Raw genomic sequence first — 26,222 nt, 5'->3', positions numbered from 1 at the left:
AATAAAAAAATATCCCCCGCTTATCCACAGATTCGCCTTGTGACTAACTCTGTGGATAAATACTACATATAGGGGGTTTGCGATAAGAGAAACGCTATATGGTGAGTATTCTAGTATCGAATCATTTCAGTACAAGGGTTGATTTTGACGTTAATTTGAGGTTGTGAAAGGGTAAAAAAGCGTAAGTCCTCGTGCTATAAGGCCTGGACCCCGTGTCAATAATCTAGAAAAAAAATCCAAATTTTGATCAAGTGCTGATTTCTTCAACGACGGGCAAAATTGCGCAACACAGGGTTGCGCATTGTTTATAAGAATTCGTGATGTCGTTAGTCTTTTTTTGCCGTTGTATGCAACATATAATTAACATCAACGCCCGGCCCAAGCTTGAATTTATCCAGAACAGGATTGTAGTGGAGACCGGTCATGTGCTGCTCTTTAAGCCCCGTCTGGTCAACCCAGCTCAGTAACTCGGCAGGCTTAATAAATTTCTTCACGTCGTGGGTCCCTTTCGGCACCATGCGCAGGACATATTCAGCCCCGACCACCGCCATCAGCCAGGCCTTGCCGTTACGGTTGATGGTAGAGAAGAAGACCTGACCGCCGGGCTTAACCAGTTTTGCACAGGCGCTCACCACCGACTGCGGATCAGGAACGTGCTCGAGCATCTCCATGCAGGTCACTACGTCATACTGATGGGCATACTTAGCGGCGTGCTCTTCCACGGTCTCTTGAACATACTCAACCTGTACACCCGATTCCAGCGCATGCAGCCGTGCTACCTGCAGTGGCTCGAAGCCCATATCCAGCCCGGTAACGTTCGCGCCTTCGCGCGCCATGCTTTCTGCCAGAATTCCGCCGCCGCAGCCGACATCAAGCACCTTTTTGCCAAACAGGCCACCGGAGCGCTCGGCGATGTAGCCCAGACGTAGCGGGTTAATACGATGCAGCGGTTTAAACTCGCCTTCAAGGTCCCACCAGCGCGAGGCGACGGCTTCGAATTTGGCGATCTCTTCATGGTCAACGTTGTGACCCACCGACGTTTTTTCGGCATTCATGGGCGCTTTTACTCCTTTTGTGGTCAGACCCGGAAGTATATCAGGTGAAGGGGATGAATAAACCGTATTGGTTTACCTCTTACACCGCGGCTGTGTTATAATTTGCGACCTTTGAATCCGGGATACAGTAGAGGGATAGCGGTTAGATGAGCGACCTTGCGAGAGAAATTACACCGGTTAACATCGAGGAAGAGCTGAAGAGCTCCTATCTGGACTATGCGATGTCGGTCATTGTTGGCCGTGCGCTGCCGGATGTCCGCGATGGACTTAAACCGGTACACCGTCGCGTACTATACGCCATGAACGTATTGGGCAATGACTGGAATAAAGCCTACAAAAAATCTGCCCGTGTCGTTGGTGACGTAATCGGTAAATACCACCCCCATGGTGATACCGCCGTATATGACACCATCGTCCGTATGGCGCAGCCATTCTCCTTGCGTTACATGCTGGTAGATGGTCAGGGTAACTTTGGTTCTGTTGACGGCGACTCCGCAGCGGCGATGCGTTATACGGAAATCCGTATGTCGAAAATCGCCCATGAGCTGATGGCCGACCTGGAAAAAGAGACCGTTGATTTCGTCGATAACTACGATGGTACCGAGCGAATCCCAGATGTCATGCCTACCAAGATCCCGAACCTGCTCGTTAACGGGTCGTCCGGTATCGCCGTAGGTATGGCAACCAACATTCCGCCACACAATATTACCGAAGTCATCAACGGCTGCCTGGCCTATATCGACGATGAAGAGATCAGCATTGAAGGGCTGATGGAACACATCCCGGGCCCGGATTTCCCGACAGCGGCGATCATCAATGGTCGTCGTGGTATTGAAGAGGCGTATCGCACCGGTCGCGGCAAGATTTATATCCGTGCCCGTGCGGAAGTGGAAGCGGACGCCAAAACCGGCCGTGAAACCATCATTGTTCACGAGATCCCGTATCAGGTGAACAAAGCGCGTCTGATTGAAAAAATCGCCGAGCTGGTAAAAGAGAAACGTGTTGAAGGTATCAGCGCGCTGCGTGACGAGTCCGATAAAGACGGGATGCGCATCGTGATTGAGATCAAACGCGACGCAGTGGGTGAAGTGGTTCTTAACAACCTCTACTCCCAGACTCAGCTGCAGGTCTCCTTCGGTATTAACATGGTTGCGCTTCACCATGGCCAGCCGAAGATCATGAACCTGAAAGAGATTCTGAGCGCGTTCGTGCGTCACCGCCGTGAAGTGGTAACGCGTCGTACTATTTTCGAACTGCGCAAAGCGCGCGACCGTGCGCACATCCTTGAAGCGCTGGCCGTGGCCCTGGCAAACATCGAACCGATTATTGAATTGATTCGTCGTGCGCCAACCCCTGCGGAAGCGAAAGCGGCGTTAGTCTCTCAGCCATGGGCGCTGGGTAACGTCTCTGCCATGCTCGAACGTGCGGGTGATGACGCTGCACGTCCTGAGTGGCTGGATCCTGAATTCGGCGTGCGCGATGGTCAGTACTATCTGACTGAGCAGCAGGCCCAGGCGATTCTGGATCTGCGTCTGCAGAAACTGACCGGCCTTGAGCATGAAAAACTGCTCGACGAGTACAAAGAGCTGCTGGAACAGATTGCTGAGCTGCTGCACATCCTGGGCAGCGCCGAGCGTCTGATGGAAGTGATCCGCGAAGAGCTGGAGCTGGTCCGCGACCAGTTTGGCGATGCGCGTCGTACTGAAATCACCGCTAACAGCTCTGATATCAACATTGAAGATCTGATCAACCGCGAAGATGTGGTGGTCACCCTGTCTCACCAGGGCTATGTGAAGTATCAGCCGCTCACCGACTACGAAGCTCAGCGTCGTGGCGGTAAAGGCAAATCTGCCGCACGTATTAAAGAAGAAGACTTTATCGACCGCCTGCTGGTGGCGAACACCCATGACACGATCCTCTGCTTCTCAAGCCGCGGTCGTCTCTACTGGATGAAAGTCTATCAGCTGCCGGAAGCGAGCCGTGGCGCGCGTGGTCGTCCAATCGTCAACCTGCTGCCGCTGGAAGCGAACGAGCGTATTACCGCTATCCTGCCGGTGCGTGAGTACGAAGAGGGCGTGAACGTCTTTATGGCGACCGCCAGCGGTACCGTGAAGAAAACCGCGCTGACCGAATTCAGCCGTCCGCGTTCTGCCGGTATTATTGCGGTGAACCTGAACGAAGGCGACGAACTGATTGGCGTGGATCTGACCTCCGGTTCTGATGAAGTGATGCTGTTCTCTGCCGCCGGTAAAGTGGTGCGCTTTAAAGAGAACGCGGTGCGCGCAATGGGTCGTACGGCGACCGGCGTTCGCGGTATCAAACTGGCGGGCGAAGATGCCGTGGTCTCCCTGATCGTTCCACGTGGCGAAGGAGCAATCCTGACCGTTACCCAGAACGGCTATGGTAAACGTACGGCGGAAAGCGAGTATCCAACCAAGTCTCGCGGCACCCAGGGCGTTATCTCTATCAAAGTGACCGAGCGTAACGGTTCCGTTGTGGGCGCGGTACAGGTAGACGATGCTGACCAGATTATGATGATCACCGATGCCGGTACGCTGGTGCGTACACGCGTTTCCGAGATCAGCATCGTCGGCCGTAATACGCAGGGCGTGATCCTCATCCGTACTGCGGAAGACGAAAACGTAGTGGGTCTGCAGCGTGTTGCCGAACCGGTAGATGATGAAGAGCTTGATTCTATCGACGGTACCGTAGCGGAAGGCGATGATGAAATCGCGCCGGAAGCAGACGTAGACGACGATGCAGCGGACGACGCTGACGAGTAATGTCTCCCTGTTGCAAAAGGGCCGGTTTCCGGCCCTTTTCTTTTGCACAAGCAGACAAGTGAACGTTGCGACCCGGCGCGTTTACCGCTACCTTAACCACATTCTTTTTTACCCCGATGGCGGAGCCTCGCCCCCTTGAAATACCTCGTCTCCTTTCGAACTACGCTAAAAGTCTCCCGCTATCTGTTTCGGGCGTTGGCACTACTACTCTGGCTATTGATCGCGCTCTTCTCGGTGTTTTACATCGTGAACGCGCTGCATCAGAAGGAGTCGGAGATTCGTCAGGAGTTCAATCTTAGCTCCGATCAGGCTCAGCGTTATATTCAGCGCACCTCAGACGTGATGAAAGAGCTGAAATACATCGCGGAAAACCGCCTGACGGCAGAAAACGGCATCATGGCCAGCCGTGGGCGCGATAGCAAAGCCGAAGTGCCCGATTTCGAACCGCTTTTCCCGGATTCCGACTGTTCTACGATGGGCAGTGCATGGCGCGGTTCGCTGGAGTCGCTGGCCTGGTTTATGCGCTACTGGCGCGATAACTTCTCCGCCGCCTACGATCTTAATCGTGTCTTCTTAATTGGCAGTGACAATCTTTGTATGGCCGATTTTGGCCTGCGTGACGTACCGGTTGAGCGCGATGATGCGCTGAAGAGCCTGCATGAGCGCATCGTCAAATACCGCAATGCGCCGCAGGATGAGCGGGGCAATAACATCTTCTGGATTAGCCAGGGGCCGCGTCCGGGGATAGGGTACTTCTATTCCCTGACCCCGGTGTATCTGGCGAACCGCCTGCAGGCGCTGCTGGGTATTGAACAGACTATTCGGATGGAGAACTTCTTTACCCCGGGCACCTTACCAATTGGGGTGACTATTCTGGACGAAAACGGTCATCCCCTTATTTCCCTGACCGGACCGGAAAATCGCATCAAGATCGATCCGCGCTGGATGCAGGAGCGTTCCTGGTTTGGCTATACCTCCGGTTTCCGTGACCTGGTGCTGAAGAAAAGCTTACCGCCGTCCTCGTTGAGCATCGTCTATTCGGTGCCGGTGGATATGGTGCTTGAGCGGATCCGCATGTTAATCCTGAACTCGGTGCTACTGAACGTGCTGGTGGGGATTGCCCTCTTTACCCTCGCGCGGATGTACGAACGCAAAATCTTTATTCCGGCAGAAGCCGACGCCCAGCGCCTTGAAGAGCACGAGCAGTTCAACCGCAAGATCGTCGCTTCGGCGCCGGTGGGGATCTGCATTCTGCGTACGGTCGATGGCACTAACATTCTGAGTAACGAGCTGGCGCATAACTATCTGAACATGCTCACCCACGAAGACCGGCAGCGGCTGACGCAGATTATCTGCGGACAGCAGGTGAACTTTGTGGACGTGCTCACCAGCAATAACACCAATCTGCAGATTAGCTTTGTCCACTCGCGCTACCGTAATGAAAACGTGGCGATCTGCGTGCTGGTCGACGTCTCGGCCCGCGTCAAAATGGAAGAGTCGTTACAGGACATGGCCCAGTCGGCAGAGCAGGCGAGCCAGTCGAAATCGATGTTCCTTGCCACCGTTAGCCATGAGTTGCGTACCCCGCTATACGGCATCATCGGCAACCTGGATCTGCTGCAAACCAAAGAGCTGCCGCGGGGTGTAGACCGTCTGGTGACGGCAATGAATAACTCCTCCAGCCTGCTGCTAAAAATTATCAGCGACATTCTCGACTTCTCTAAAATCGAGTCGGAACAGCTGAAGATCGAGCCTCGTGAGTTCTCTCCCCGTGAGGTCATGAACCATATCAGCGCTAACTACCTGCCTCTGGTGGTGCGCAAACAGCTGGGACTGTACTGCTTTATCGAACCTGATGTGCCGGTTACCCTGCAGGGCGACCCGATGCGCCTGCAGCAGGTCATCTCTAACCTGTTGAGTAACGCCATTAAATTCACCGATATCGGCTGTATTGTACTGCATGTCACCCGGGCCGGTGATTATCTGAGTATCCGCGTGCGCGACACCGGGGTAGGGATCCCGGCCAAAGAGGTGGTGAAGCTTTTCGACCCGTTCTTCCAGGTTGGGACCGGGGTGCAACGTAACTTCCAGGGCACCGGACTGGGGCTGGCGATCTGTGAAAAACTGATCAGCATGATGGACGGGGATATCTCGGTAGATACCGAACCGGGCATGGGCAGCCAGTTTACTATTCGTATTCCTCTCTATGCTGCCCAGTCGCCGTCCAGCGTGGTGGTGAAAGGGTTAAGTGATAAACGCTGCTGGCTGGCGGTTAATAACGCCTCGCTGCACAGCTATCTTGAATCCCTGCTGACCCGCAGCGGTATCCGCGTGGCGCGCTATCAGGGGCAAACGCCGGATGCGGAAGATGTGCTGCTCACCGATGATGAACTGGCACAGCCGTGGCAGGGCAAGGCGTCAGTACTCTTCTGCCGTCGTCATATTGGTATTCCGCTTGAGCGTGCGCACGGCGTGTGGGTAAACAGCGTGGCCTCTCCTCATGAGCTGATTGCGCTGCTGGCGCGTATTTGGCGCGTAGAGCTTGAGACCAGCGACGGTACGGCGGCGCTGCCGTCACCGGAAACGGCGCAGTTGAACGACGATATGATGATTCTGGTGGTAGACGATCATCCTATCAACCGCCGTCTGCTGGCCGATCAGCTCGGCTCGCTGGGCTATCAATGTAAAACCGCGAACGACGGCGTGGATGCCCTTAATGTCCTGAGCAAAAACCACATTGATATCGTGCTGAGTGATGTCAACATGCCGAATATGGACGGTTATCGCCTCACGCAGCGGATCCGTCAGCTTGGCCTCACGCTCCCGGTCGTAGGCGTAACGGCCAACGCGCTGGCGGAAGAGAAGCAGCGCTGTCTGGAGTCGGGGATGGATAGCTGTCTCTCCAAGCCGGTCACGCTGGATGTATTAAAACAGACGCTGGCGGTCTATGCGGATCGGGTGAGAAAAGCGCGGGTATAAAAAAACGCCCGCAGGCGTTATTGAGAAGCCGGGCACGCGTAAGCGTAGCCCGGTTTTTTTACGGGGTTAATCTTTATCCGCCGGGCTCAGGGTCACGGAAGAGAGGTAGTTAAGCAGTGCGATATCATTTTCCACGCCCAGTTTCATCATCGCTGATTTCTTCTGGCTACTGATGGTCTTGATACTGCGGTTCAGCTTTTTGGCGATCTCGGTAACGAGGAAACCTTCGGCGAACAGACGCAGAACTTCGCTCTCTTTCGGTGACAGACGTTTGTCGCCATAGCCACCTGCGCTGATTTTCTCCAGCAGGCGAGAGACGCTCTCCGGGGTAAACTTCTTCCCTTTCTGCAGTGCGGCCAGCGCTTTCGGCAGATCGGTTGGCGCACCCTGTTTCAGGACAATCCCTTCAATGTCGAGATCCAGCACGGCGCTTAAGATCGCCGGGTTATTGTTCATGGTCAGAACAATAATCGACAGGCTTGGGAAATGGCGCTTGATGTATTTGATAAGCGTAATGCCGTCACCGTACTTATCTCCAGGCATGGAAAGGTCGGTGATGAGCACGTGCGCATCAAGTTTCGGGAGGTTATTAATCAGTGCTGTGGAGTCTTCAAATTCGCCAACAACATTCACCCACTCGATCTGTTCAAGTGATTTGCGAATACCGAACAGTACAATCGGATGGTCATCGGCAATAATTACGTTCATATTGTTCATGTATAGGGCTACCTTGCTACAGCAAGCTTTTGACGTAGGCGTCAATGTCGCTGATGTATTTTTCTATGCTGGCGGCATCTTTCTCACGAATAAGATGTTCCAGCGTTTCACATAATTGCTTGCCTGGAACCAGATTAAGCATGGCAAACACCCCTTTTAGTCGGTGTGCTGTCTGAGCCAGCGCCGCAAAATCGCTCGCGGCGGATTCAGTATACAGCCTCTTAACATCATCTGGTACTGTGTCTACAAAGAGCGAATAATAACCGCTGGCCTGAAGCTCGGCATTTTCATTACCGCCAAGCGGGGAGTCCGGGATCGTTTCCTGGGCCAGCTGCTCTTCTATTAGTTGTAGTACAGCTTCCTGCATAGCATTGCTCATATTAAAGTTGACGCGCATCTGCCCGGGGCCGATATTTCGCACGCCTGGCTCATCATCGCTTAAAAGCAAGCCGGAGGCAGTAAGATTAGACGGATTATCAGTTAAAAACAGATCATATTCTTGACTTACCAGCCTTTCGTCAGGCGTGATGCAGCTTGCACCCCAGTTTTCCAGCTGACGAACCACGATATTACGAATCTCATTAGAGGTGACGTCAATCATGGCTACCACGTCATCGAGCAGACGTTCATCATCTTCAGCTTCTTGTGCCGTCGCCGCCATTTTTACGTGCAGAGAGTAACGGGTTCCCAGCGATTCGCGGGCTTTAATATTCAGATGACCGCCAAGCTTACGGGCGAGCTGATCGCAGAGCCAGAAGGTGAGGGGGTTGGCTTTACCGTAACTATCCCCCTGGGTCTCGTTCAGGAACGGGAAGTGGAGATTATCGATTTCGTTCAGCGTGACCCCTTCACCGGTATCCAGAATACGGAAGGTCAAGCGATCGTCTGCCGATTCGTCATTGCTCACTTCAAGGGTGATCTTACCGATCTGGGTGGTGGTGACGGCATACTGAATCAGCAGCAACAAGATCCGGCGCAGCGCTTCGCGATCCCCGTGACGTTTATCGTTAGCCGGCAGCGGGTTGTTAATAAGAAGCTGCAGACCCTTGCGCTTAACAACAGGCAGCACCTCCGGAACGACTTCATCAATCAGATCCTGAATAGAAAACAACTCTGCGTTGCTCTTCCAGCTATCATTCTCCAGCATATTTGCCAGCTGAATCTCGTCCACTAGCCTTACCAGCGTATCGGCGTGTCTGGCAAGCTGCAGACTGTCCGCGCCGTTGAGATGTGCAGCCTCATCGGCCAACGTCTTCAGAGGCTGTTTAAACGCCTCACCAATGTTCTGCATAAAGGCCGCCCGGCCCTGTTGATTCTTTTCATACAGCCGTTGTGCCTGCTTGAGCTTTTTGTTCACCAGCACTTCGCGATCCTGGTCGCGGATAATAAAGATCTGGGTACGCGAAGCCACCTGGCTGCGGAACTGACGAATTTCATACAGCTCATTATTAATGGTGGCCTGAATCACACCCTGATGCTGATCGGCCATCGTGGTGATGTTTTGCAAATTGAGGTGCGGTAGCAGGTGATCGGCGATCTTATTGCTGATAATAGTGCGGTTTGCTTCCTGATCATGCACCAGCAGACCAAGGGGCAATACCGAGACAATTTCTTCATTCAGGGCGCGCAGGACGCGAAGCTCATTGCTGCTTCCGGTATTGACCGGGACATCGCTCTGACGCCCGGACTGCGTACGGAATGTACTGTAACCAAACAGCGCCAGAGCCAACAGGCCAATGTTCAGCAACAGTGGCAATAGAATATTTTGCAGCGTATCGAGCAGCAGGGTACCAAAAGGCACCTGCCAGACCAGTCGCATCCCGGTACTGTTCAGGGAAGAGGCGATCTCGATCTTCGAGCCGTTGAAAGAGATGCTTACGCTGTCCGGGCTCTCTTTATCTTGTGATGAACGCAGATTTTGCGAGGCAGTATCCGGATCGAGGCGGAAACTATCCAGCGGCATATCCGGTGGGATCAAATCGTTTATCGGCAGGTCGAACGCCACCACCGTTGCCAGATGCCCCGGTTGGTTAAAGGTGGTGCGTAGCGTGAAGTAATGCCCGTTCTGCCATGCAAGCCGGCGCAGAGAAGAGAAACTTTCGCGCTCATCCAGCGCATTGGCCTGCTGCAACATCTCTGCCCGACGCGAGTCAACGATATTGCCGACCGTGGTCTCTTTAAACCCGGAGGAGAGGTCTTTCAGCGGCAGAGTAGAGATTAAAATCATGCTGTTATCCTGGCCGTTCAGGTAGTACATCGACCAGGGAATAGTTTCGGCGCCCCACAAGGTATCAAGATAGGTAGAGATACGCTGCGTCATCTCAAGGGTGGCGCTGTCGTGCGAGCCAAAAATCAGGGCTTCGGTTTTCCGACGCGTCTTCTCAAGATAGTAAACGTCTTGTTTAAGGCGGGTTTCCTGCAAGCCTTCTCCCGAAGAGTTACCAGGCGTTGCAGCGATATTGTCGTAAATCTGCCAGGTGGCATAGCGCCAGGTATCAATGCGTTTATGAAGGGCATGGGTGATATCCACAACCTGATAACTGCGATCCTTTAGCCAGGCATTTACCGCACTCTGCACCATCACGCCCAGGGTGACTAACAGCACAACGATCAATAGAAGAAAGAAACGGGTAATGCTGCCCGGAAGCAGTGAAAATTTACTGGCGGCTGTGGTTTCAGACTGACTCATTGCTATGTTTAACCCGTTATGGCTGCGCTGCAGGCGGAAAGGGCAGTATAAAGGGTAATAATCGAATTTCCAGCGTCACGCTACTTGATGAGCTGACTTTTTACGTCAGAAAACCCCGCCCATTCATCTGGCGAAAATTTGTACACCATGAAATGTATTGTACAAATTATTAGCGATAATTAAAGAAAATAGCACAATCAAACAAACAATTATATTTGCCTTTCATTTTTGCTGTCTAATTTTCAGCACAACGGCAATTAATTAATAGTCGTTATAGTTTCAGGGCGGTAGCACAAATAATGACTATTTGTGTAGAGAAGTGTAAAAAAAAACCGAATGCAGGGCATTCGGCTCAATTTGGGATAAACAGACATTCAAAACTGAATGACGGTAATAAATAAAGTTAATGATGATAGCGAGAGTTATTTTAGACGGGAGATAAGAAATTGTTTTGTCAATCAGTGCTATAACGCATCCCTGACTATGTCATTGATAATTATAGTTTTTATTTGAATACGCTGTATGGTGTGTTTGTTTTTTAACTATTTGTGCTGTCAGAAAGTTCCCTGTTTTTTACAAAATGAAACATCCTGGTCGAAAAGTGAAACATCTTCAAAGTTTTCGTATCATATTCCCGTTGGATTATTCTGTATTTTTGCGGAGAATGAAGTTGCCGACTGGTTAAGAGGGTTAATCAGTAAGCAGTGGTAATAAAAATAAGGCATATAACAGAGGGTATAAAAATGAAAGTTAAAGTACTTTCCCTCCTGGTACCAGCACTGCTGGTAGCGGGCGCAGCGAATGCGGCTGAAATTTATAACAAAGACGGCAACAAATTAGATCTCTTCGGCAAAGTTGATGGCCTGCACTATTTCTCTGATGACGACGGTAACGATGGCGATCAGACCTATATGCGTATCGGCTTTAAAGGCGAAACGCAGGTTAATGACCAACTGACCGGGTACGGCCAGTGGGAATACCAGATTCAGGGCAACACCTCTGAAAGCGATAACCAGTCCTGGACCCGTGTGGCATTTGCAGGTCTGAAATTCGGCGACGCAGGCTCTTTCGATTACGGTCGTAACTACGGCATTATCTACGATGTCACCTCCTGGACTGACGTTCTGCCAGAATTCGGCGGCGACACCTACGGTGCAGATAACTTCATGCAATCCCGTGCTAATGGCGTCGCAACCTACCGTAACCAGGACTTCTTCGGTCTGGTTGAAGGCCTGAACTTCGCGCTGCAGTACCAGGGCGCGAACGACAACGTAAGCGGCGAGAATGACTCTGCCGGCGGTCGTAGCCTGCTGAAACAGAACGGTGATGGCTATGGCGCGTCTCTGACTTACGATCTGGGCGAAGGTTTCAGTGCGGGTGCCGCTCTGGCCTCCTCTAAACGTACCGCTGACCAGAACGCAGCAGATGTCTACGGCGACGGCGATCGCGCTAACGTATACAGCGGCGGCCTGAAATATGACGCGAACAATGTTTACCTGGCAGCACAATACTCCCAGACCTATAACGCGACCCGTTTTGGTTCTTCTAACGGCAGCAGCATCACCGATGCCTACGGTTTCGCTGATAAAGCGCAGAACTTCGAAGTGGTCGCACAGTACCAGTTCGACTTCGGTCTGCGTCCGTCCGTGGCGTACCTGCAGTCTAAAGGGAAAGACATCCGTAACAACACCACCAACTTCGGCGATCAGGATTTGCTGAAGTATGTTGATGTTGGCGCGACTTACTACTTCAACAAAAACATGTCCACCTACGTTGATTACAAAATCAACCTGCTGGATAAAAACGAATTCACCGAACAGGCTGGCATCAGCACTGACGACATCGTCGCGCTGGGTCTGGTTTACCAGTTCTAAGACGCATAGCGTGTCAGATAAGGGGCCTGATGGCCCCTTTTTTGTTCCTGTAATCGGCTCTTACAAATCCCTGTTTTTGGTGTACTCTTGCCGGGCTCAGGCCAGAGGATAATAAATAATGGATATGACTTTTCTTCGTGTCGGCGTCTTGTCGGCACTTTTTATGTTAACAGCGTGCGATGCCCCAAAAACGCCGGAAAAAAGTGAAAATGCCGCAGTGGCAACGGTGTTAGAAGGTAAAACCATGGGCACCTTCTGGCGCGTTAGCGTTATCAATGTTGATAAAGCCAGGGCTGAAGCACTACGCGGTAAGATCCAGACGCAGCTGGATGCCGACGATCAGCTCCTTTCTACCTGGAAAAACGACTCCGCGCTGATGCGCTTTAATCACTCAAAAAGCACCTCTCCGTGGCCCGTTAGCGAGGCGATGGCAGATATCGTGACCGAATCCCTGCGCGTGGGCTACAAAACCCAGGGGGCGATGGATATCACCGTGGGGCCGCTGGTTAACCTGTGGGGATTTGGTCCCGACAAACAGCCCGTAAAAACACCCAGCCAGCAACAAATTGATGATGCGCGAGGACAAACCGGGCTGCACCATCTGTCGGTGTTGTACCAGTACGGTCAGCAGTATCTGGAAAAGAATATCCCCGACCTGTTTGTTGATCTTTCTACCGTTGGCGAAGGCTATGCCGCCGATCACCTGGCCGCGCTGATGGCCGAAGAGGGGATCCCCCGCTATCTGGTGTCGGTAGGGGGCGCGCTGGTCAGTCGGGGGATGAATGCCAGCGATAAACCGTGGCGCGTGGCGATCCAAAAACCTACCGATGAGCAGAATGCCGTACAGGCGATCGTTGACATCAACGGCCACGGCATTAGTACGGCGGGCAGCTATCGTAACTATTATGAGCTGGACGGCAAGCGCATCTCCCACGCGATCGACCCTCAGACCGGGCGACCTATCACCCATAATCTGGTGTCCGTGACGGTGATAGCCCCCACGGCGCTGGAGGCCGATGCCTGGGATACAGGTCTGATGGTGCTGGGGACGGAAAAAGCGAAGGAAGTTGTGCGCCGGGAAGGGCTGGCGGTCTATATGATCACCCGTGAAGGTAACGGGTTCAAAACCTGGATGTCACCGCAGTTCAGCGGCTATCTGGTTAACGGAAAAAATTAAAAAGCAAGGTTACGGGTTTTTGTTCTCTGGCGCTCAGGCAGGGTAGGAGTATGCTTACTGAAGGAGCGCATGATGAACAAAACGACCCTGATTAATGATGACCCACGCTGGCAGGCGGTGTTGTCTCGCGACACCGCCGCTGACGGCCAGTTCGTCTTTGCCGTGCAAACCACCGGTATCTTTTGCCGCCCGTCGTGTCGGGCGCGCCACGCCTTACGCCAGAATGTCCGTTTCTTTGACGATGCTGATACCGCCTGTCAGGCCGGCTTTCGTCCCTGTAAACGTTGTCGCCCCGATGAACATGATCCGCAGGCGCGGCGCGTTTTGCTTATCGAGAAAGCCTGCCGCCTGCTGGAGCAGGAAGAGCCCCTCACGCTGGATGCACTGGCGCAGCAGGTGGCAGTAAGCCCTTATCATCTGCACCGTCTGTTCAAATCCGCCACCGGGATGACGCCCAAAGCCTGGCAGCAGGCCGCCCGCGCGGCGCGTCTTCGTAGCCGGTTAGCGCAGGGCGAAAAAATTACCGATTCGTTGCTGGCGGCCGGTTTTCCGGACAGCAGCAGCTACTACCGTAACGCAGACGCCGCGCTTGGCATGACCGCGAAGCAGTTTCGCCGGGGCGGCGATAAGACAACCGTCCGTTACGCGCTCAGCGACTGCGCGCTGGGCCGCTGTCTGGTCGCGGAGAGCGAGCGCGGGATCTGTGCCATACTGCCCGGAGATGACGACGCGGTGCTGCTGAACGAACTGCAGACGTTGTTCCCGCACGCCCGCCACGAGCAGGCAGATACCGGATTTGCCGCACGCGTGCAGCAGGTTATCGCCAGCATTGATAACCATACCCTGAGCCTGACGCTGCCGCTGGATATTCGCGGTACCGCCTTCCAGCAGCAGGTCTGGCAAGCATTACGCACTATTCCGGCCGGGGAAACCGTCAGTTATCAGCAGGTGGCTACCCGCCTCGGTAAACCGAATGCGGTGCGGGCAGTGGCCCGTGCCTGTGCGGCCAACCGGCTCGCCATTATCATTCCGTGTCACCGGGTAGTGCGAAACGACGGCGGGCTTTCAGGGTTCCGCTGGGGAATAGCGCGAAAAGCGGCGCTTCTGCGCCGTGAAGCCGGAAATGAGGAGGAGTAATGCTCGATCTTTTTGCCGATGCCGAACCCTGGGAAGAGCCGCTGGCGCCGGGGGCCGTGATCTTGCGCCGCTTTGCGCTCGCCTCTGACTCCGCTCTGATGGCGGCGATTGCCGACGTGGCGACGCACGCCCCCTTTCGCCAGATGGTGACCCCGGGCGGGTATACCATGTCAGTGGCCATGACCAACTGCGGCCCACTCGGCTGGACGACCGACCAACGCGGCTATCTATACTCTCCCAACGATCCGCTCACCGGTCATCGCTGGCCGCCGCTACCTGTCGCCTTTGCTACGCTTTGCCACCGGGCGGCTATCGCGGCAGGCTACGCCGATTTTCAACCCGACGCCTGCCTGATCAACCGCTACGGCGTAGGGGCAAAGCTCTCGCTGCATCAGGATAAAGACGAAGCCGACCTGCGGGCACCGATTGTTTCGGTCTCGCTGGGATTGCCGGCCGTCTTCCAGTTTGGCGGAATGAAACGTAATGATCCCCTACAACGCCTGCTGCTGGAGCATGGTGATGTGGTGGTGTGGGGCGGTGCATCGCGCCTCTTTTATCACGGGATCCAACCGCTCAAGCCAGGCGAACATCCCCTGACCGGCGAGTATCGCTACAACCTTACGTTCCGCCAGGCAGCGAAGAGCGAATAAAAATAAGAATTATTCTTGATGTAAGCGGCGGGCAGTTTAAACTGCTGGCTGTTTTTTCTTGTCCGGAAAGCTCTGCATGGAACTCCTTCTTCTGGTCTGGCGACAATATCGCTGGCCTTTTATTGCGGTGATGGCGCTAAGCCTGCTCAGCGCCGCGCTGGGAATAGGGCTCATCGCCTTTATCAATCTGCGTTTAATCGAAACGGTCGATACCACCCTGACGGTGCTACCCGAATTTCTCGGTTTGCTGCTGTTGCTGATGGCGGTAACGCTGGGCTCACAGCTGGCGCTGACCACGCTGGGCCACCACTTCGTTTATCGCCTGCGCAGCGAGTTTATCAAGCGTATTCTGGATACCCATGTAGAGCGCATCGAGCAGTTAGGCAGCGCTTCGTTGCTGGCCGGGCTGACCAGCGATGTGCGTGCCATCACCATTGCCTTTGTGCGTCTGCCGGAGCTGGTGCAGGGGATTATTCTGACCTTCGGATCGGCAGCCTATCTCGCATTCTTGTCTACCAAAATGCTGGCCATCACCGCACTGTGGATTGTGATCACCATCTGGGGCGGGTTCGTGCTGGTGGCGCGGGTCTACAAACATATGGCCGTGCTGCGTGAAACCGAAGATAAGCTCTACAACGATTATCAGACCGTGCTGGAAGGGCGCAAAGAACTGACCCTGAATCGCGAGCGCGCTGAACACATCTTCAATAATCTCTATGTTCCGGATGCCCGCGAGTATCGCCACCATATAATTCGCGCCGATACCTTTCATCTGAGCGCGGTAAACTGGTCGAATATTATGATGCTGGGCGCTATCGGCCTGGTGTTCTGGATGGCGAACAGCCTCGGTTGGGCCGATACCAACGTGGCGGCAACCTACTCGTTGACGCTGCTGTTCCTGCGTACGCCGATGCTCTCTGCCGTGGGTGCGTTGCCGACCCTGCTGAGCGCGCAGGTGGCATTTAATAAGCTTAACAAATTTGCGCTGGCGCCCTACAAGCCTGCGTTCCCGCGTCCACAGGCCTTCCCGAACTGGCAGACCCTGGAGTTACGCAATGTCACGTTCCACTACCAGGACAACGCCTTCGCCATTGGGCCGGTAAATTTAACGATCCATCGCGGTGAGTTGCTGTTTCTGATTGGCGGGAACGGTAGCGGTAAATCAACGCTGGCGATGCTGTTAACGGGCCTCTACCAGCCTCAGTCAGGCGACATCCTGCTTGACGGCAAACCCATGAACGTTGAGCAGCCTGAAGACTACCGCAAGCTCTTCTCGGCGGTCTTCACCGACGTCTGGCTGTTTGACCAGTTGCTGGGGCCAGAGGGCAAACAGGCCGATTCGGCGCTGGTCGCGAAGTGGCTCGACTATCTGCAAATGTCGCATAAGCTTGAGCTGGAGAATGGCAAAATTCTCAACCTGAAGCTGTCGAAAGGGCAGAAGAAGCGCGTGGCGCTACTCCTGGCGCTGGCCGAAGAGCGTGACATCATTTTGCTCGACGAGTGGGCGGCAGATCAGGATCCCCACTTCCGCCGCGACTTCTACCAGGTGCTGCTACCGCTGATGCAGCAGATGGGCAAAACCATCTTTGCCATCAGCCATGACGATCACTACTTTATTCATGCGGATCGGTTGCTGGAGATGCGTAATGGCCAGCTGAGCGAGCTGACCGGTGCCGAGCGCGATGCTGCCTCCAGGGATGCGGTTGCCCGTACTGCCTGACTTCTTTGCCCGGCCGTCCCAATGGCCGGGTATTTTCCCTCTTTATGCTCTTTTTTTGTTCATCTCCGCCCGTCGTTTATTCTTATTTACATATCCTGCCGCTATTCTTAATGCCATCACATTACATGGATTTATGATCAATGCCGTTAAAAAACAAAAACAGCGCAAGGCTGCGCGATGAAGAGCGTGCGCGACTGATCTGGTTGATGACCACCGATAAAGCGCTGGTCTCCACGCTGCTGGGTAAACTGACCCTGGCTGAGCAATATGACGTCGGCACCTTAGCCGACGATATTGCTGAGGTAGGGGCACTGGTGTCGCATCTGCCACCGCCCGATCTTGCCGATACCCTTGAAGCATTGCCCCGGGAAGAGCGTCTCGCTCTGTGGCGGCTGGTGGAAGATCACGAGCGCGGCCAGGTGCTGCTTGAAGCCTCAGAGAACGTCTGGGACGACTTGATCGAGGAGATGAGCGATCACGCTATCCTTGACGCGCTCCGGACCCTTGATATTGATGAGCAGATTTACCTGGTACAGCATCTGCCGCGTAATCTGACGGGCCGTCTGCTGGCCTCGATGCCGGCTGATGAACGCGCCCGCGTTCGCCAGGTGATGCATTATGAGAAAAACAGCGTCGGCGCGATCATGGAGTTTGGCGTGATTCTCGTGCGCCCGGACGTCACTCTGGGCGCGGTGCAGCGCTATCTGCGACGTCTGGGGAAAATGCCCAATAACACTGACAAACTTTTTGTCACCTCACGGGATAAAACCTTACTGGGCGAGCTGGATCTGCAAACCATTCTGCTGCACGGCGCGAAGCGGCGAGTGAGTGAAGTGATGGAGCCCGATCCGGTGATCTTCATGCCGGAAGATGACGCGGAAAAAGCGGCGCGCACCTTCGAACGTGACAACCTGCTCAGCGCCGCCGTCGTGGACTCGACGGGCAAATTGATGGGACGTGTGACCATCGATGAAATCGTTGATGTGGTCTATGAAGAGACCGATAACGATATGCGCGCCATGGGGGGCTTGAGCGCGGAAGAGGATGTCTATGCGCCGGTCAGTAAAGCGGTAAAAACCCGCTGGGCTTGGCTAGCCATCAACCTTTGCACCGCCTTTATCGCCTCGCGGGTGATTGATGGTTTCGAACATACCATCTCGCAGCTGGTCGCCCTGGCCTCGCTGATGCCGATTGTCGCGGGGATTGGCGGCAATACCGGTAACCAGACCATCACCATGATTGTCCGTGCGCTGGCGTTGCAGAACATCCAGCCCGGCAACTTCACCTTCTTGATTTTCCGCGAACTGGGCGTGGCGCTTATCAACGGTCTGGTGTGGGGCGGGATTATGGGCGGAGTGACTTGGTGGTTGTACGATGATATGGCACTGGGCGCGGTCATGACCCTGGCAATGGTGCTCAACCTGCTGGTGGCGGCGCTGATGGGGGTGATTATCCCGATGACCATGAATCGTCTCGGGCGCGACCCCGCAGTGGGGTCGAGCGTGATGATCACCGCCATCACCGATACCGGGGGCTTCTTTATTTTTCTTGGGCTTGCGACGCTGTTTCTGCTGTAGCGGCGTGCTTGCGCTTAAGACGGGCCGGGATGATCGCCATGGCGATAATCCCGCCTACCACGCCAATGGCCAGGTTACCGGTTGAAACGGTCGCCGCAACGGTCACCAGCATCACCAGCGTTTCAGCCACCGGCGCACCTTTCACCGTACCGGGCTGGATGCTATGCCAGCTGAAGGTTTTCACCGCGACGATGGCCATAATCCCCGCCAGCACCGCCATCGGGATTTTGGCCATCACTTCGCTCAGCGCGGTCACCAGGAGCAGGAGCACCAGACCGGCAGCGAAGGTGGATACGCGACTGCGGCCTTTACCCATCTCGACGTTGACGATGGTTTGCCCGATCATCGCGCAACCGGCAATCCCACCAAAAAAACCAGCCAGGATATTGGTGACGCCGAGCCCGATGCTTTCCCGGCGCTTGCTGGAGGGGGTTGCCGTCAGCTCATCCACCAGTTTTGCCGTCAGTAACGACTCCATCAGTCCGACAAAGGCGATACTGAGCGCACAAGGCCAGATAATGCTAAGGGTGTTCAGGTTTAAGGGCACCAGCAGTTCAGTCAGCCCTGGCAGTCCGCCGCCCATGGAACCTTCATCGCCTACGGTCGGCAGGATCTGTCCGCTGGTGACGGTAAACAGGGTCAGCAGCACAATGGCAATCAGCGGGGAGGGGACGCTCTTAATGTAGCGTGGCACCCAGAGCACAATCAGTATCGTCAGTACAAACAGACCGACAATCAGCGGGCTTTTGCTCCAGAAGTGGGGAACCTGCGCGAAGAAGATCAATATCCCAAGGGCGTTAACAAACCCGGTCATCACCGACTGGGGAATAAAACGCATCAATCGTGCCATCCCCAGCGCGCCGAAGAGGATCTGAATTAACCCGGCGAGCAGTACCGCTGGCAGGATGTACTGCACGCCATGCTGCGCCACCATCGGACCAATGACCAGCGCCACCGAACCGGCTGCCGCGGTGACCATCGCCGGGCGACCGCCCAACACAGAGAGCCCCAGGCAGAGCACCACCGAGGCAAAGAGGCTAACTTTCGGGTCGACGCCAGCCACCACAGAGAAGGAGATCACTTCCGGGATCAGCGCCAGGGCGGTGATAACACCCGCCAGAATTTCGCGGACAAAGAGATTCGGCGAGCGCAGGATATGCGCTACACGGCCCTCATCGGGCTGGTGAGAGGTCAGGATTTTAGACATAAGGCTTCGCAGGTCAGGGCGGGCTTCCGTGCGCGCGATCACAAAGTGCAGCATAGTAGCCAGAAAATGGTCGCGTTGCCAGTCCGATGCACCATTCCCGTATAAACAATCCACCATTAAATTTCACAATTACAATAATTTCGTAACCTTTAAACAATATTTAAATGTTGCTACCGTTGCCCCGCAGCTTATTTCACCTGCAATTTCCACGTATAACTTAAGGCATAAATGATGAAAAAAATGACTGCCGTGCTCTTTTCGCTGGCCGTGGGGCTGAACGCTGTCTCAATGGCGGCGAAGGCTGACGCACCAAAAGAGCAGCAAACGGATGTCCTTTTAATTGGTGGCGGGATCATGAGCGCAACGCTCGGAACCTACCTGCAAGAACTGCAGCCAGACTGGTCAATGACCATGGTTGAGCGCCTGGATGGGGTGGCGAAAGAGAGTTCGAACGGCTGGAACAACGCCGGTACCGGCCACTCGGCATTGATGGAGCTGAACTATACGCCGCAGAAGAAGGACGGCTCCATCAGTATCGAAAAAGCGGTTGAGATTAACGAAGCGTTCCAGATTTCTCGTCAGTTCTGGTCTCATCAGGTGAACAGCGGCGTGCTGCACGATCCACACAGCTTCATTAACACCGTGCCACACATGAGTTTTGTCTGGGGCGATGACAACGTTAACTTCCTGCGTGGACGTTATGCCGCCCTGCAGCAGAGCACCCTGTTCCGCGGCATGAAATACTCTGAAGATCATGCGCAGATCAAAGGGTGGGCGCCGCTGGTGATGGAAGGGCGTGATCCCAACCAGAAGGTAGCTGCAACCCGTACCGAAATCGGCACCGATGTGAACTACGGTGAAATTACCCGTCAGCTGGTGGGCGCTTTGCAGAAGAAAGAGCACTTCAACCTGGCGCTGAATACCGAAGTCCGTGGCTTTAAGCGTAACGCTGATAACTCCTGGAGCGTAACCGTAGCCGACCTGAAGAACAATGAAGAAGAGCACGTCATTAAGGCGAAGTTTGTCTTCATCGGTGCCGGCGGCGCAGCGTTAAAACTGCTGCAGGAAACCGGTATTCCGGAAGCCGACAACTATGGCGGTTTCCCGGTGGGCGGCCAGTTCCTGGTCTCTGAAAATCCGGAAGTGGTGAATCGTCATCTGGCGAAAGTGTATGGCCAGGCCTCTGTGGGCGCACCGCCAATGTCTGTACCCCATATCGATACCCGTATGCTGGATGGCAAACGCGTCGTGCTGTTCGGGCCGTTCGCGACCTTCTCCACGAAATTCCTGAAAAACGGTTCGCTGTGGGATCTGCTGAGCTCCACCACCACCTCAAACATCGTGCCGATGATGAACGTCGGGCTGGATAACTTCGATCTGGTGAAATACCTGATTAGCCAGGTCATGCTCTCTGATGAAGAGCGTTTCGAGGCGCTGAAAGAGTACTATCCGCAGGCGAAAAAAGAGGATTGGCGTCTGTGGCAGGCAGGTCAGCGCGTGCAGATCATCAAACGTGATGAAAAAGAGGGCGGCGTTCTGCGTCTCGGCACTGAAGTGGTGAGCGATAAAGAGGGCACCATTGCGGCGCTGCTGGGCGCTTCTCCAGGCGCATCTACCGCTGCACCTATCATGCTGCACCTGATGGAAAAAGTGTTCAAAGATAAAGTCGCGACGCCGGAATGGCAGGCGAAACTGAAAACCATTATTCCGTCTTACGGCACCAAACTGAACGGTAATGTGGCAGCGACTGAACAGGAGCTGGAGTACACCAGCCGCGTTCTGCAGCTGAAATATGAAAAACCGCAGGCGGCCGATGTGGCGCCAAAAGCGGAGCCGCAGGGCAAGCCCCAGCCGGCAGTTAACAAGCCCGTGGCAGATATCGCACTGTAATGTCACGCTGAGAGAAAAAGGCCGGTTCTTCCGGCCTTTTTTACGCGTAAAGCAAACCCGCGAGGAAAAGTACCCCGGCAATATTTAGGCGTGCGCACGCGCTTTTGCTACCAATGTGGCCTTTCATATCAGGAGATAATAATGAAAAGGACCACCCTCTCTGCCGCGATGGCGTCGGCCATGCTACTTCCCTCCCTTTTTGCTCACGCCGGCCCGCAGGCTCACGTGGTTTGCGCCATGAGCCATACGCGTGGCGATGACGCGATCATGATGTACGGTATGCCCAATCAGGCCATGTGGCATGACTTTTTTGGCAACACCCATGCCGATGCCTGGTCAGATTATTCATCGCTGCGTCAGCGCCCTGAGACCACCTGCGATAACAAAGCCGATAGCTCTGCTTACTGGGCGCCTTCTCTGCGTCTGCCGGATGGTACGGTCGTGCAGCCTGCTTATCAGAAAACCTATTATCAGGCTTCGCATGTTACGCAATATCCACTAACCCCTTTTCCGGCGGGGCTGGCGCTGCTGGCGGGCGATCACCATGGCACGCAGCCTAACGGCAGAATTACCTTCTTATGCGCCAACGGCAAAGGTTACAGCAATAAGGTGGGTGAGGTATGCGGACTGCGTAAAGCCAAAGATGCGGTGCAGTTCAATATCGGTATCCAGTTTCCTAACTGCTGGGATGGGATCCATCTTAAGCCGATGCACGGTATGAAAAATGCCGTTTATGACGTGAAAGGGCAGTGTCCATCCGGGTATCCGGTGAAGATCCCGACCGTCAATATGAATGTGGCCTATGTGCTAAAGGGCATTACCTCCCTGGATACGGCAAAAGCGCAGCTTTCTCTCGATCCCACGATGAATGGTGATACGCGGGAGGAGCACTGGGGGAGCCTCTATACGGCCCACGCCGACTTTATGAACGGCTGGACAAAGGAGGGGGCGCAATTTATGACCGATCTCTGTATGAACCAGGGGATGGACTGCGGTACCAACGTGCCCTACGGGTATTCGAAGGCGCTGGCGAATGTCACTGTCAGCAGCGAGACTCCATCAGGGCAGGGGCTGCAGATTAGCGATAACTGGAAACAGGGGGGCCGCACCCGCAACCCGGAAACGCTGAGCCTGGTGAAATTTGCCATCCCACCGCTGCCGGCCGGGCAGGATCCTGCGCAGTTTAAGTACCGTATACGCCTCTATGGCGGGAAGGTAGAGAATAATGGTGCCGATCAGATCTTCTTCTATCCGGCGAGCAATGACTGGGATCCCGCCACGGTGAACTGGAAACAGCGTCCTGCCTGCAGTTATCGCTCAGAGGCGTTGCTCTATCTCAATCATGTCCGGGAATACCGGATGGTGGATGTCGATACCGCAGTACGTAAAGCACTGGCCGCAGGGAAAACGGAGATCTCCTGGTATATCGGAGGCGATCGGCAGGGTAACCATTATCAGTTCAACACCGCTGCGTCGAAAGAGAGCCTTGTGCTGATGCTGACAGGCTTTAAACACACGCCAGAGATTTAGGTAAGAAGGGGTTCCAGGCGAGCGCTGGAACCCTGAAATCGCCTCTTTAACGCACTTGTGCGTCGTCGATTTTCTCGTCTGCCTTCCAGAGGCGGTACTTCACGTCGATATTTTCCGGGGTATAGACCACAATCGGCAGCTTGCTGTTATAGCGCAGCAGGCTGTGGTCGCCGAGGTATGCCGTAACAAATTTCTCGGTTTTCTTGCCGTCCGGACAGGCCATCATCGTTGAGACCGGTGAAGTAACGTTATCGAAGCGGTAGTAGTCGTAACCCCAGCCTTCCAGCGTTTTTTGGGACAGCTCGCCGCCCAGTCGGTGCTGATTGCAGTCCACTTCCAGCGTCTTACCAATCAGCAGTTCGACTTTGTACTGCGCCTCATCCTTCTGCTCCGGCAGCTGGATCACCTGACGTTTCATCCCTTTTTCGGCCTGCGGGAAAGGGGTCAGAATATCATTGCTGGCAAAAGCGCTGGTACAGGTGGCCGCCAGCAGGGCGATAGCAATCTTCGGTACTTTTTTCACAATCATTCCTTTTGTTCAACGATCGTGGCAAGCGTAGCATATTGAACCCTCACTGGCAGGGTGATTTACTTAAATTTTATGTTTAACCGGTTTAATCAGCTGGTTGCTTGCTTGTTGTTTAGTGTTAAATGCTGATATGGCGTGACCGGCAAGATCGTGGTAGGGTTAGCGGCAATCATGGTTATTCATCTGTAAAGGAAAGAGCGATGGTACGCGCAAAACTTAACACCCCGTCGGGCAGAAAGTTTCTTCTGGCATTGTTGGTGGTATTTTCAATTGCTGTGGCCTGCGTTGGCCGCGCAACCATCGTTGGTGTCATTGAACAGTACAACATCCCACTCTCTTCGTGGACGACCAGCATGTTTGTTTTGCAGTCGGCCATGATCCTCGTCTATAGCACCGTCTTTACCGTGCTGCTGGCCATCCCGCTGGGGATTTTTTTCCTCGGTGGCAGTAATAAACAATAAGCCCCGCACGGTGATACGCCAGACCAGCCCACGGGCTGGTTTTTTTACATCTGAAAAACGTGCCTGATGAATTAACGATACCCGGTCGCGTTTCCAAATCTCACCCTTTTGGCTTGTTCACTCTGGTAAGCGGCGTTGTCTTCTGGCGCGGGCATCATCCGGGAAAGCTGGGGGGGCGGGGTAGACATTTCAGATCGGGGCGTTTAAACCGCTGGTAACGCTCGTTTACCTGCTGCGTTGGCTGCCAGAATTGGTCTCACCCTCAGCGAGGGTTTATTACAGGCATAAAAAAACCAACCGTAGAAGGTTGGTTTCTTTGGGATTTTTGGTCGGCACGAGAGGATTTGAACCTCCGACCCCTGACACCCCATGACAGTGCGCTACCAGGCTGCGCTACGTGCCGACACTGGTAGCTAATACTACTCAATTTACGGTCTATTGCAAGCGCCCTGACCGCTAACTGATTTAATATTAATCAGTTAGCGATGAAGCGTTTCTCATCGGTCAATACCTGCAGCAACAGGCTGAGCTGCGGTTTCTGATCGTTGATTCTTTCGCCCTTCAGGGTATAGGTCTTATAGGTGCCGTTGCTATTCAGCACCAGCGACAGATTGGGCGTCATCACGGTCAGCGTATTTCCGTCTGCGGCGGTCACCCAGTCATGACGACGCGTCGCGCTGAACAGATCCTGCCCCTGTGAGTACTCGTTAGCTGGCGTATTCACATGCAGTAAGCGCTGCATCAGCGTGGTCATCACATCTTTATGATCGGTAAGCCTGTTGATGCGCTGGGAAGGTGTGCCCGGCCAGTGAATAACCAGCGGTACCTGCAGGCGAGGGCGAGACCATTCCATGCTGTCGCGATCGCTACCCAGCGCCACGCCATGGCCCGCCGTGATCACCACCACGGTATTTTCCAGCTTGCCAGAATCGCGTAAGGCGTTCAGCACACGGGCAATTTGAGCATCGACCTCACCGGCCGCGCGCGCATAACGCTGGTTAAAGCCCTTCTGCTGACTGTCGTCGATTGCGGTGCCGTTCAGGGCGACCCACGAGAACCAGCGGTTATCTTCCTGCGCATAACGCTGCAGCCAGTTAATCCACTGACCGGCGGTTTGCGCATCAGTTTGCGTTTTGGCGGTAGGCAGAGAGAAATCGGACAACAGCGCCTGACGATAGAGCGGGCTGCTAAAGCCGTCTGAAGAGAAGAGCCCCAGCTGATAACCCTGCTGATTCAGCGCGGTGATCAAGGCCGCAGGGATGCGCGCCGACAGCACGCCGTCCATATAGGCAGGCGAAATCCCGTAGAACAGGCCAAAGATCCCCGCATCCGTCGAATTACCGGCACTCATATGCTGCGTAAAGTTAATGTTCTTATCCGCAAATTCGGCCAGCGTCGGCATCTGTTTTTCGAAGCGCGAGTAGTTCAGGCCGTCGACGGTAATCAACAGCACGTTCTGGCCCTGGCCCATATCGCGGAAACGCAGCGGGCTGAGTGGATACTGCACGGATACCGCTTCCGGATTGCCCTGCTCGACAAGACGGCGCTGATACTCCTGCGCATCCAGCAGACCGTGTTTTTCCAGAAAGCGTCGCGCGGTCATCGGATAAGAGAGCGGCAGGTTGGCGCGCTGCATCGTGACCGGACGATAGAAGTTGGCATCAGCCCAGATATACATAACGTGTGAGCTGATAAAAGCGACGAAAAAGAGCGCCGCAATGGGTTTGGCGTAATGACGGCGACGCGTCAGGCTACGCAGTTTTTGCCAGCTCCAGGTGGCAAAAAGCATCTCAATCATCAGGATGATAGGCGCGCTGATAAACATTAGCTGCCAGTCACGCGCGGTTTCGTTCTGGTCGGGGTTAATCACCAGTTCCCAGACGATGGGATTGAGATGCAGGTGGAAACGGGTAAAGACTTCGCTGTCGATTAACAGCAGCGTCATGCCTACAGTGGCCAGAATCGCGGAGATAAACCGCATAAGCCGCTGCGACATGACAACGAAGGTCAGTGGAAACAGAATCAGCAGATAGGTGGCGAAAACCAGAAAGCTAAAATGGCCAATGACGCTGATCCAGGAGTAAATCCGCCCGGCCAGCGTGGTTGGCCAGTCGGCTACAAACAGATAGCGGCTGCCAAGCACCATCGCCAACAGAATGTTGAACAGGGCAAACCAGTGCCCCCAGCTTACCATCTGGGACACTTTTTCGCGGTAGCGCTGACGATTCGTCACCATAAGCTGTCGTT

General features: G+C 54.3%; 17 protein-coding genes and 1 tRNA gene. 11 read left to right on the top strand and 7 right to left on the bottom strand.

Annotated elements, in window-relative coordinates; genetic code table 11:
• Positions 1-326: 326 nt before the first annotated feature.
• Positions 327-1,055: a bifunctional 2-polyprenyl-6-hydroxyphenol methylase/3-demethylubiquinol 3-O-methyltransferase UbiG gene (gene ubiG / locus B2Q93_RS16760; RefSeq protein ID WP_046884704.1), complete on the bottom strand. Its 729-nt coding sequence runs from the start codon at positions 1,053-1,055 to the stop codon at positions 327-329.
• A 146-nt stretch (positions 1,056-1,201) separates the two neighbouring features.
• On the opposite strand from ubiG, the gene gyrA reads away from it, so the two are divergent.
• Positions 1,202-3,838: a DNA topoisomerase (ATP-hydrolyzing) subunit A gene (gene gyrA, locus B2Q93_RS16755; RefSeq protein ID WP_046884705.1), complete on the top strand. Its 2,637-nt coding sequence runs from the start codon at positions 1,202-1,204 to the stop codon at positions 3,836-3,838.
• Between the two features lie 135 nt (positions 3,839-3,973).
• Positions 3,974-6,817: a two-component system sensor histidine kinase RcsC gene (gene rcsC / locus B2Q93_RS16750; protein ID WP_040074731.1), complete on the top strand. Its 2,844-nt coding sequence runs from the start codon at positions 3,974-3,976 to the stop codon at positions 6,815-6,817.
• A 66-nt stretch (positions 6,818-6,883) separates the two neighbouring features.
• On the opposite strand, the gene rcsB is transcribed toward rcsC, so the two are convergent.
• Together rcsB and rcsD are read right to left on the bottom strand one after the other, a co-directional pair.
• Positions 6,884-7,534 (bottom strand): response regulator transcription factor RcsB, encoded by a 651-nt coding sequence (gene rcsB, locus B2Q93_RS16745; protein WP_001061917.1) that lies wholly within the window; start codon positions 7,532-7,534, stop codon positions 6,884-6,886.
• Positions 7,535-7,550: 16 nt separating this feature from the next.
• On the bottom strand, positions 7,551-10,223 hold the full coding sequence (gene rcsD, locus B2Q93_RS16740; protein WP_286933811.1) for a phosphotransferase RcsD: 2,673 nt from the start codon (positions 10,221-10,223) through the stop codon (positions 7,551-7,553).
• Positions 10,224-10,966: 743 nt separating this feature from the next.
• On the opposite strand from rcsD, the gene B2Q93_RS16735 reads away from it, so the two are divergent.
• From B2Q93_RS16735 to mgtE, 6 genes are all read left to right on the top strand, one after another.
• Positions 10,967-12,097 (top strand): porin OmpC, encoded by a 1,131-nt coding sequence (locus B2Q93_RS16735; RefSeq protein ID WP_286933809.1) that lies wholly within the window; start codon positions 10,967-10,969, stop codon positions 12,095-12,097.
• A 118-nt stretch (positions 12,098-12,215) separates the two neighbouring features.
• Positions 12,216-13,274 carry an FAD:protein FMN transferase ApbE gene (apbE, locus tag B2Q93_RS16730; RefSeq protein ID WP_286933808.1) on the top strand — a complete coding sequence of 353 codons (1,059 nt, stop codon included), beginning with the start codon at positions 12,216-12,218 and terminating at the stop codon, positions 13,272-13,274.
• 72 nt (positions 13,275-13,346) lie between these two features.
• Complete coding sequence (gene ada / locus B2Q93_RS16725) at positions 13,347-14,411, top strand: bifunctional DNA-binding transcriptional regulator/O6-methylguanine-DNA methyltransferase Ada (RefSeq protein WP_286933996.1); 1,065 nt, start codon at positions 13,347-13,349, stop codon at positions 14,409-14,411.
• Complete coding sequence (gene alkB / locus B2Q93_RS16720) at positions 14,411-15,061, top strand: DNA oxidative demethylase AlkB (protein ID WP_040074739.1); 651 nt, start codon at positions 14,411-14,413, stop codon at positions 15,059-15,061. The genes ada and alkB overlap by 1 nt, the downstream gene beginning before the upstream one ends.
• Positions 15,062-15,137: 76 nt before the next feature.
• The gene (locus B2Q93_RS16715; RefSeq protein ID WP_286933807.1) at positions 15,138-16,781 is read left to right on the top strand and encodes a multidrug ABC transporter permease/ATP-binding protein; all 1,644 of its coding nucleotides are present in this window, start codon (positions 15,138-15,140) and stop codon (positions 16,779-16,781) included.
• Between the two features lie 140 nt (positions 16,782-16,921).
• Positions 16,922-18,358, top strand: a complete 1,437-nt coding sequence (mgtE, locus tag B2Q93_RS16710) for a magnesium transporter (protein WP_207292126.1) — start codon at positions 16,922-16,924, stop codon at positions 18,356-18,358.
• Here mgtE and B2Q93_RS16705 read toward each other — a convergent pair.
• Positions 18,321-19,619 carry a SulP family inorganic anion transporter gene (locus B2Q93_RS16705; RefSeq protein WP_046884712.1) on the bottom strand — a complete coding sequence of 433 codons (1,299 nt, stop codon included), beginning with the start codon at positions 19,617-19,619 and terminating at the stop codon, positions 18,321-18,323. The genes mgtE and B2Q93_RS16705 overlap by 38 nt on opposite strands.
• Positions 19,620-19,796: 177 nt before the next feature.
• Between B2Q93_RS16705 and mqo the strand changes: the two genes are divergently transcribed.
• Both mqo and B2Q93_RS16695 read left to right on the top strand, forming a co-directional pair.
• Positions 19,797-21,455, top strand: coding sequence for a malate dehydrogenase (quinone) (gene mqo, locus B2Q93_RS16700; protein WP_286933806.1), 1,659 nt, complete (start codon positions 19,797-19,799; stop codon positions 21,453-21,455).
• 141 nt (positions 21,456-21,596) lie between these two features.
• Complete coding sequence (locus tag B2Q93_RS16695; protein ID WP_286933805.1) at positions 21,597-22,985, top strand: DUF1996 domain-containing protein; 1,389 nt, start codon at positions 21,597-21,599, stop codon at positions 22,983-22,985.
• Positions 22,986-23,031: 46 nt separating this feature from the next.
• On the opposite strand, the gene eco is transcribed toward B2Q93_RS16695, so the two are convergent.
• Positions 23,032-23,508, bottom strand: a complete 477-nt coding sequence (eco, locus tag B2Q93_RS16690; protein ID WP_253274036.1) for a serine protease inhibitor ecotin — start codon at positions 23,506-23,508, stop codon at positions 23,032-23,034.
• Between the two features lie 206 nt (positions 23,509-23,714).
• Here eco and B2Q93_RS16685 point away from each other — a divergent pair, with 206 nt between their 5' ends.
• Entirely contained in the window at positions 23,715-23,975 is a 261-nt protein-coding gene (locus tag B2Q93_RS16685) for a DUF2534 family protein (protein ID WP_040074749.1), read from the top strand.
• Positions 23,976-24,301: 326 nt separating this feature from the next.
• On the opposite strand, the gene B2Q93_RS16680 is transcribed toward B2Q93_RS16685, so the two are convergent.
• Positions 24,302-24,378, bottom strand: a tRNA-Pro gene (locus B2Q93_RS16680).
• Between the two features lie 72 nt (positions 24,379-24,450).
• Complete coding sequence (gene yejM / locus B2Q93_RS16675; protein WP_286809419.1) at positions 24,451-26,211, bottom strand: LPS biosynthesis-modulating metalloenzyme YejM; 1,761 nt, start codon at positions 26,209-26,211, stop codon at positions 24,451-24,453.
• Between the last annotated feature and the right edge of the window lie 11 nt (positions 26,212-26,222).

This window comes from Leclercia sp. UBA5958 (assembly GCF_002430365.1).
Lineage (GTDB): Bacteria > Pseudomonadota > Gammaproteobacteria > Enterobacterales > Enterobacteriaceae > Enterobacter > Enterobacter pneumoniae.
Note: the sequence above shows the minus strand (reverse complement) of the source record. Positions and strands in the feature narration are given on the sequence as shown.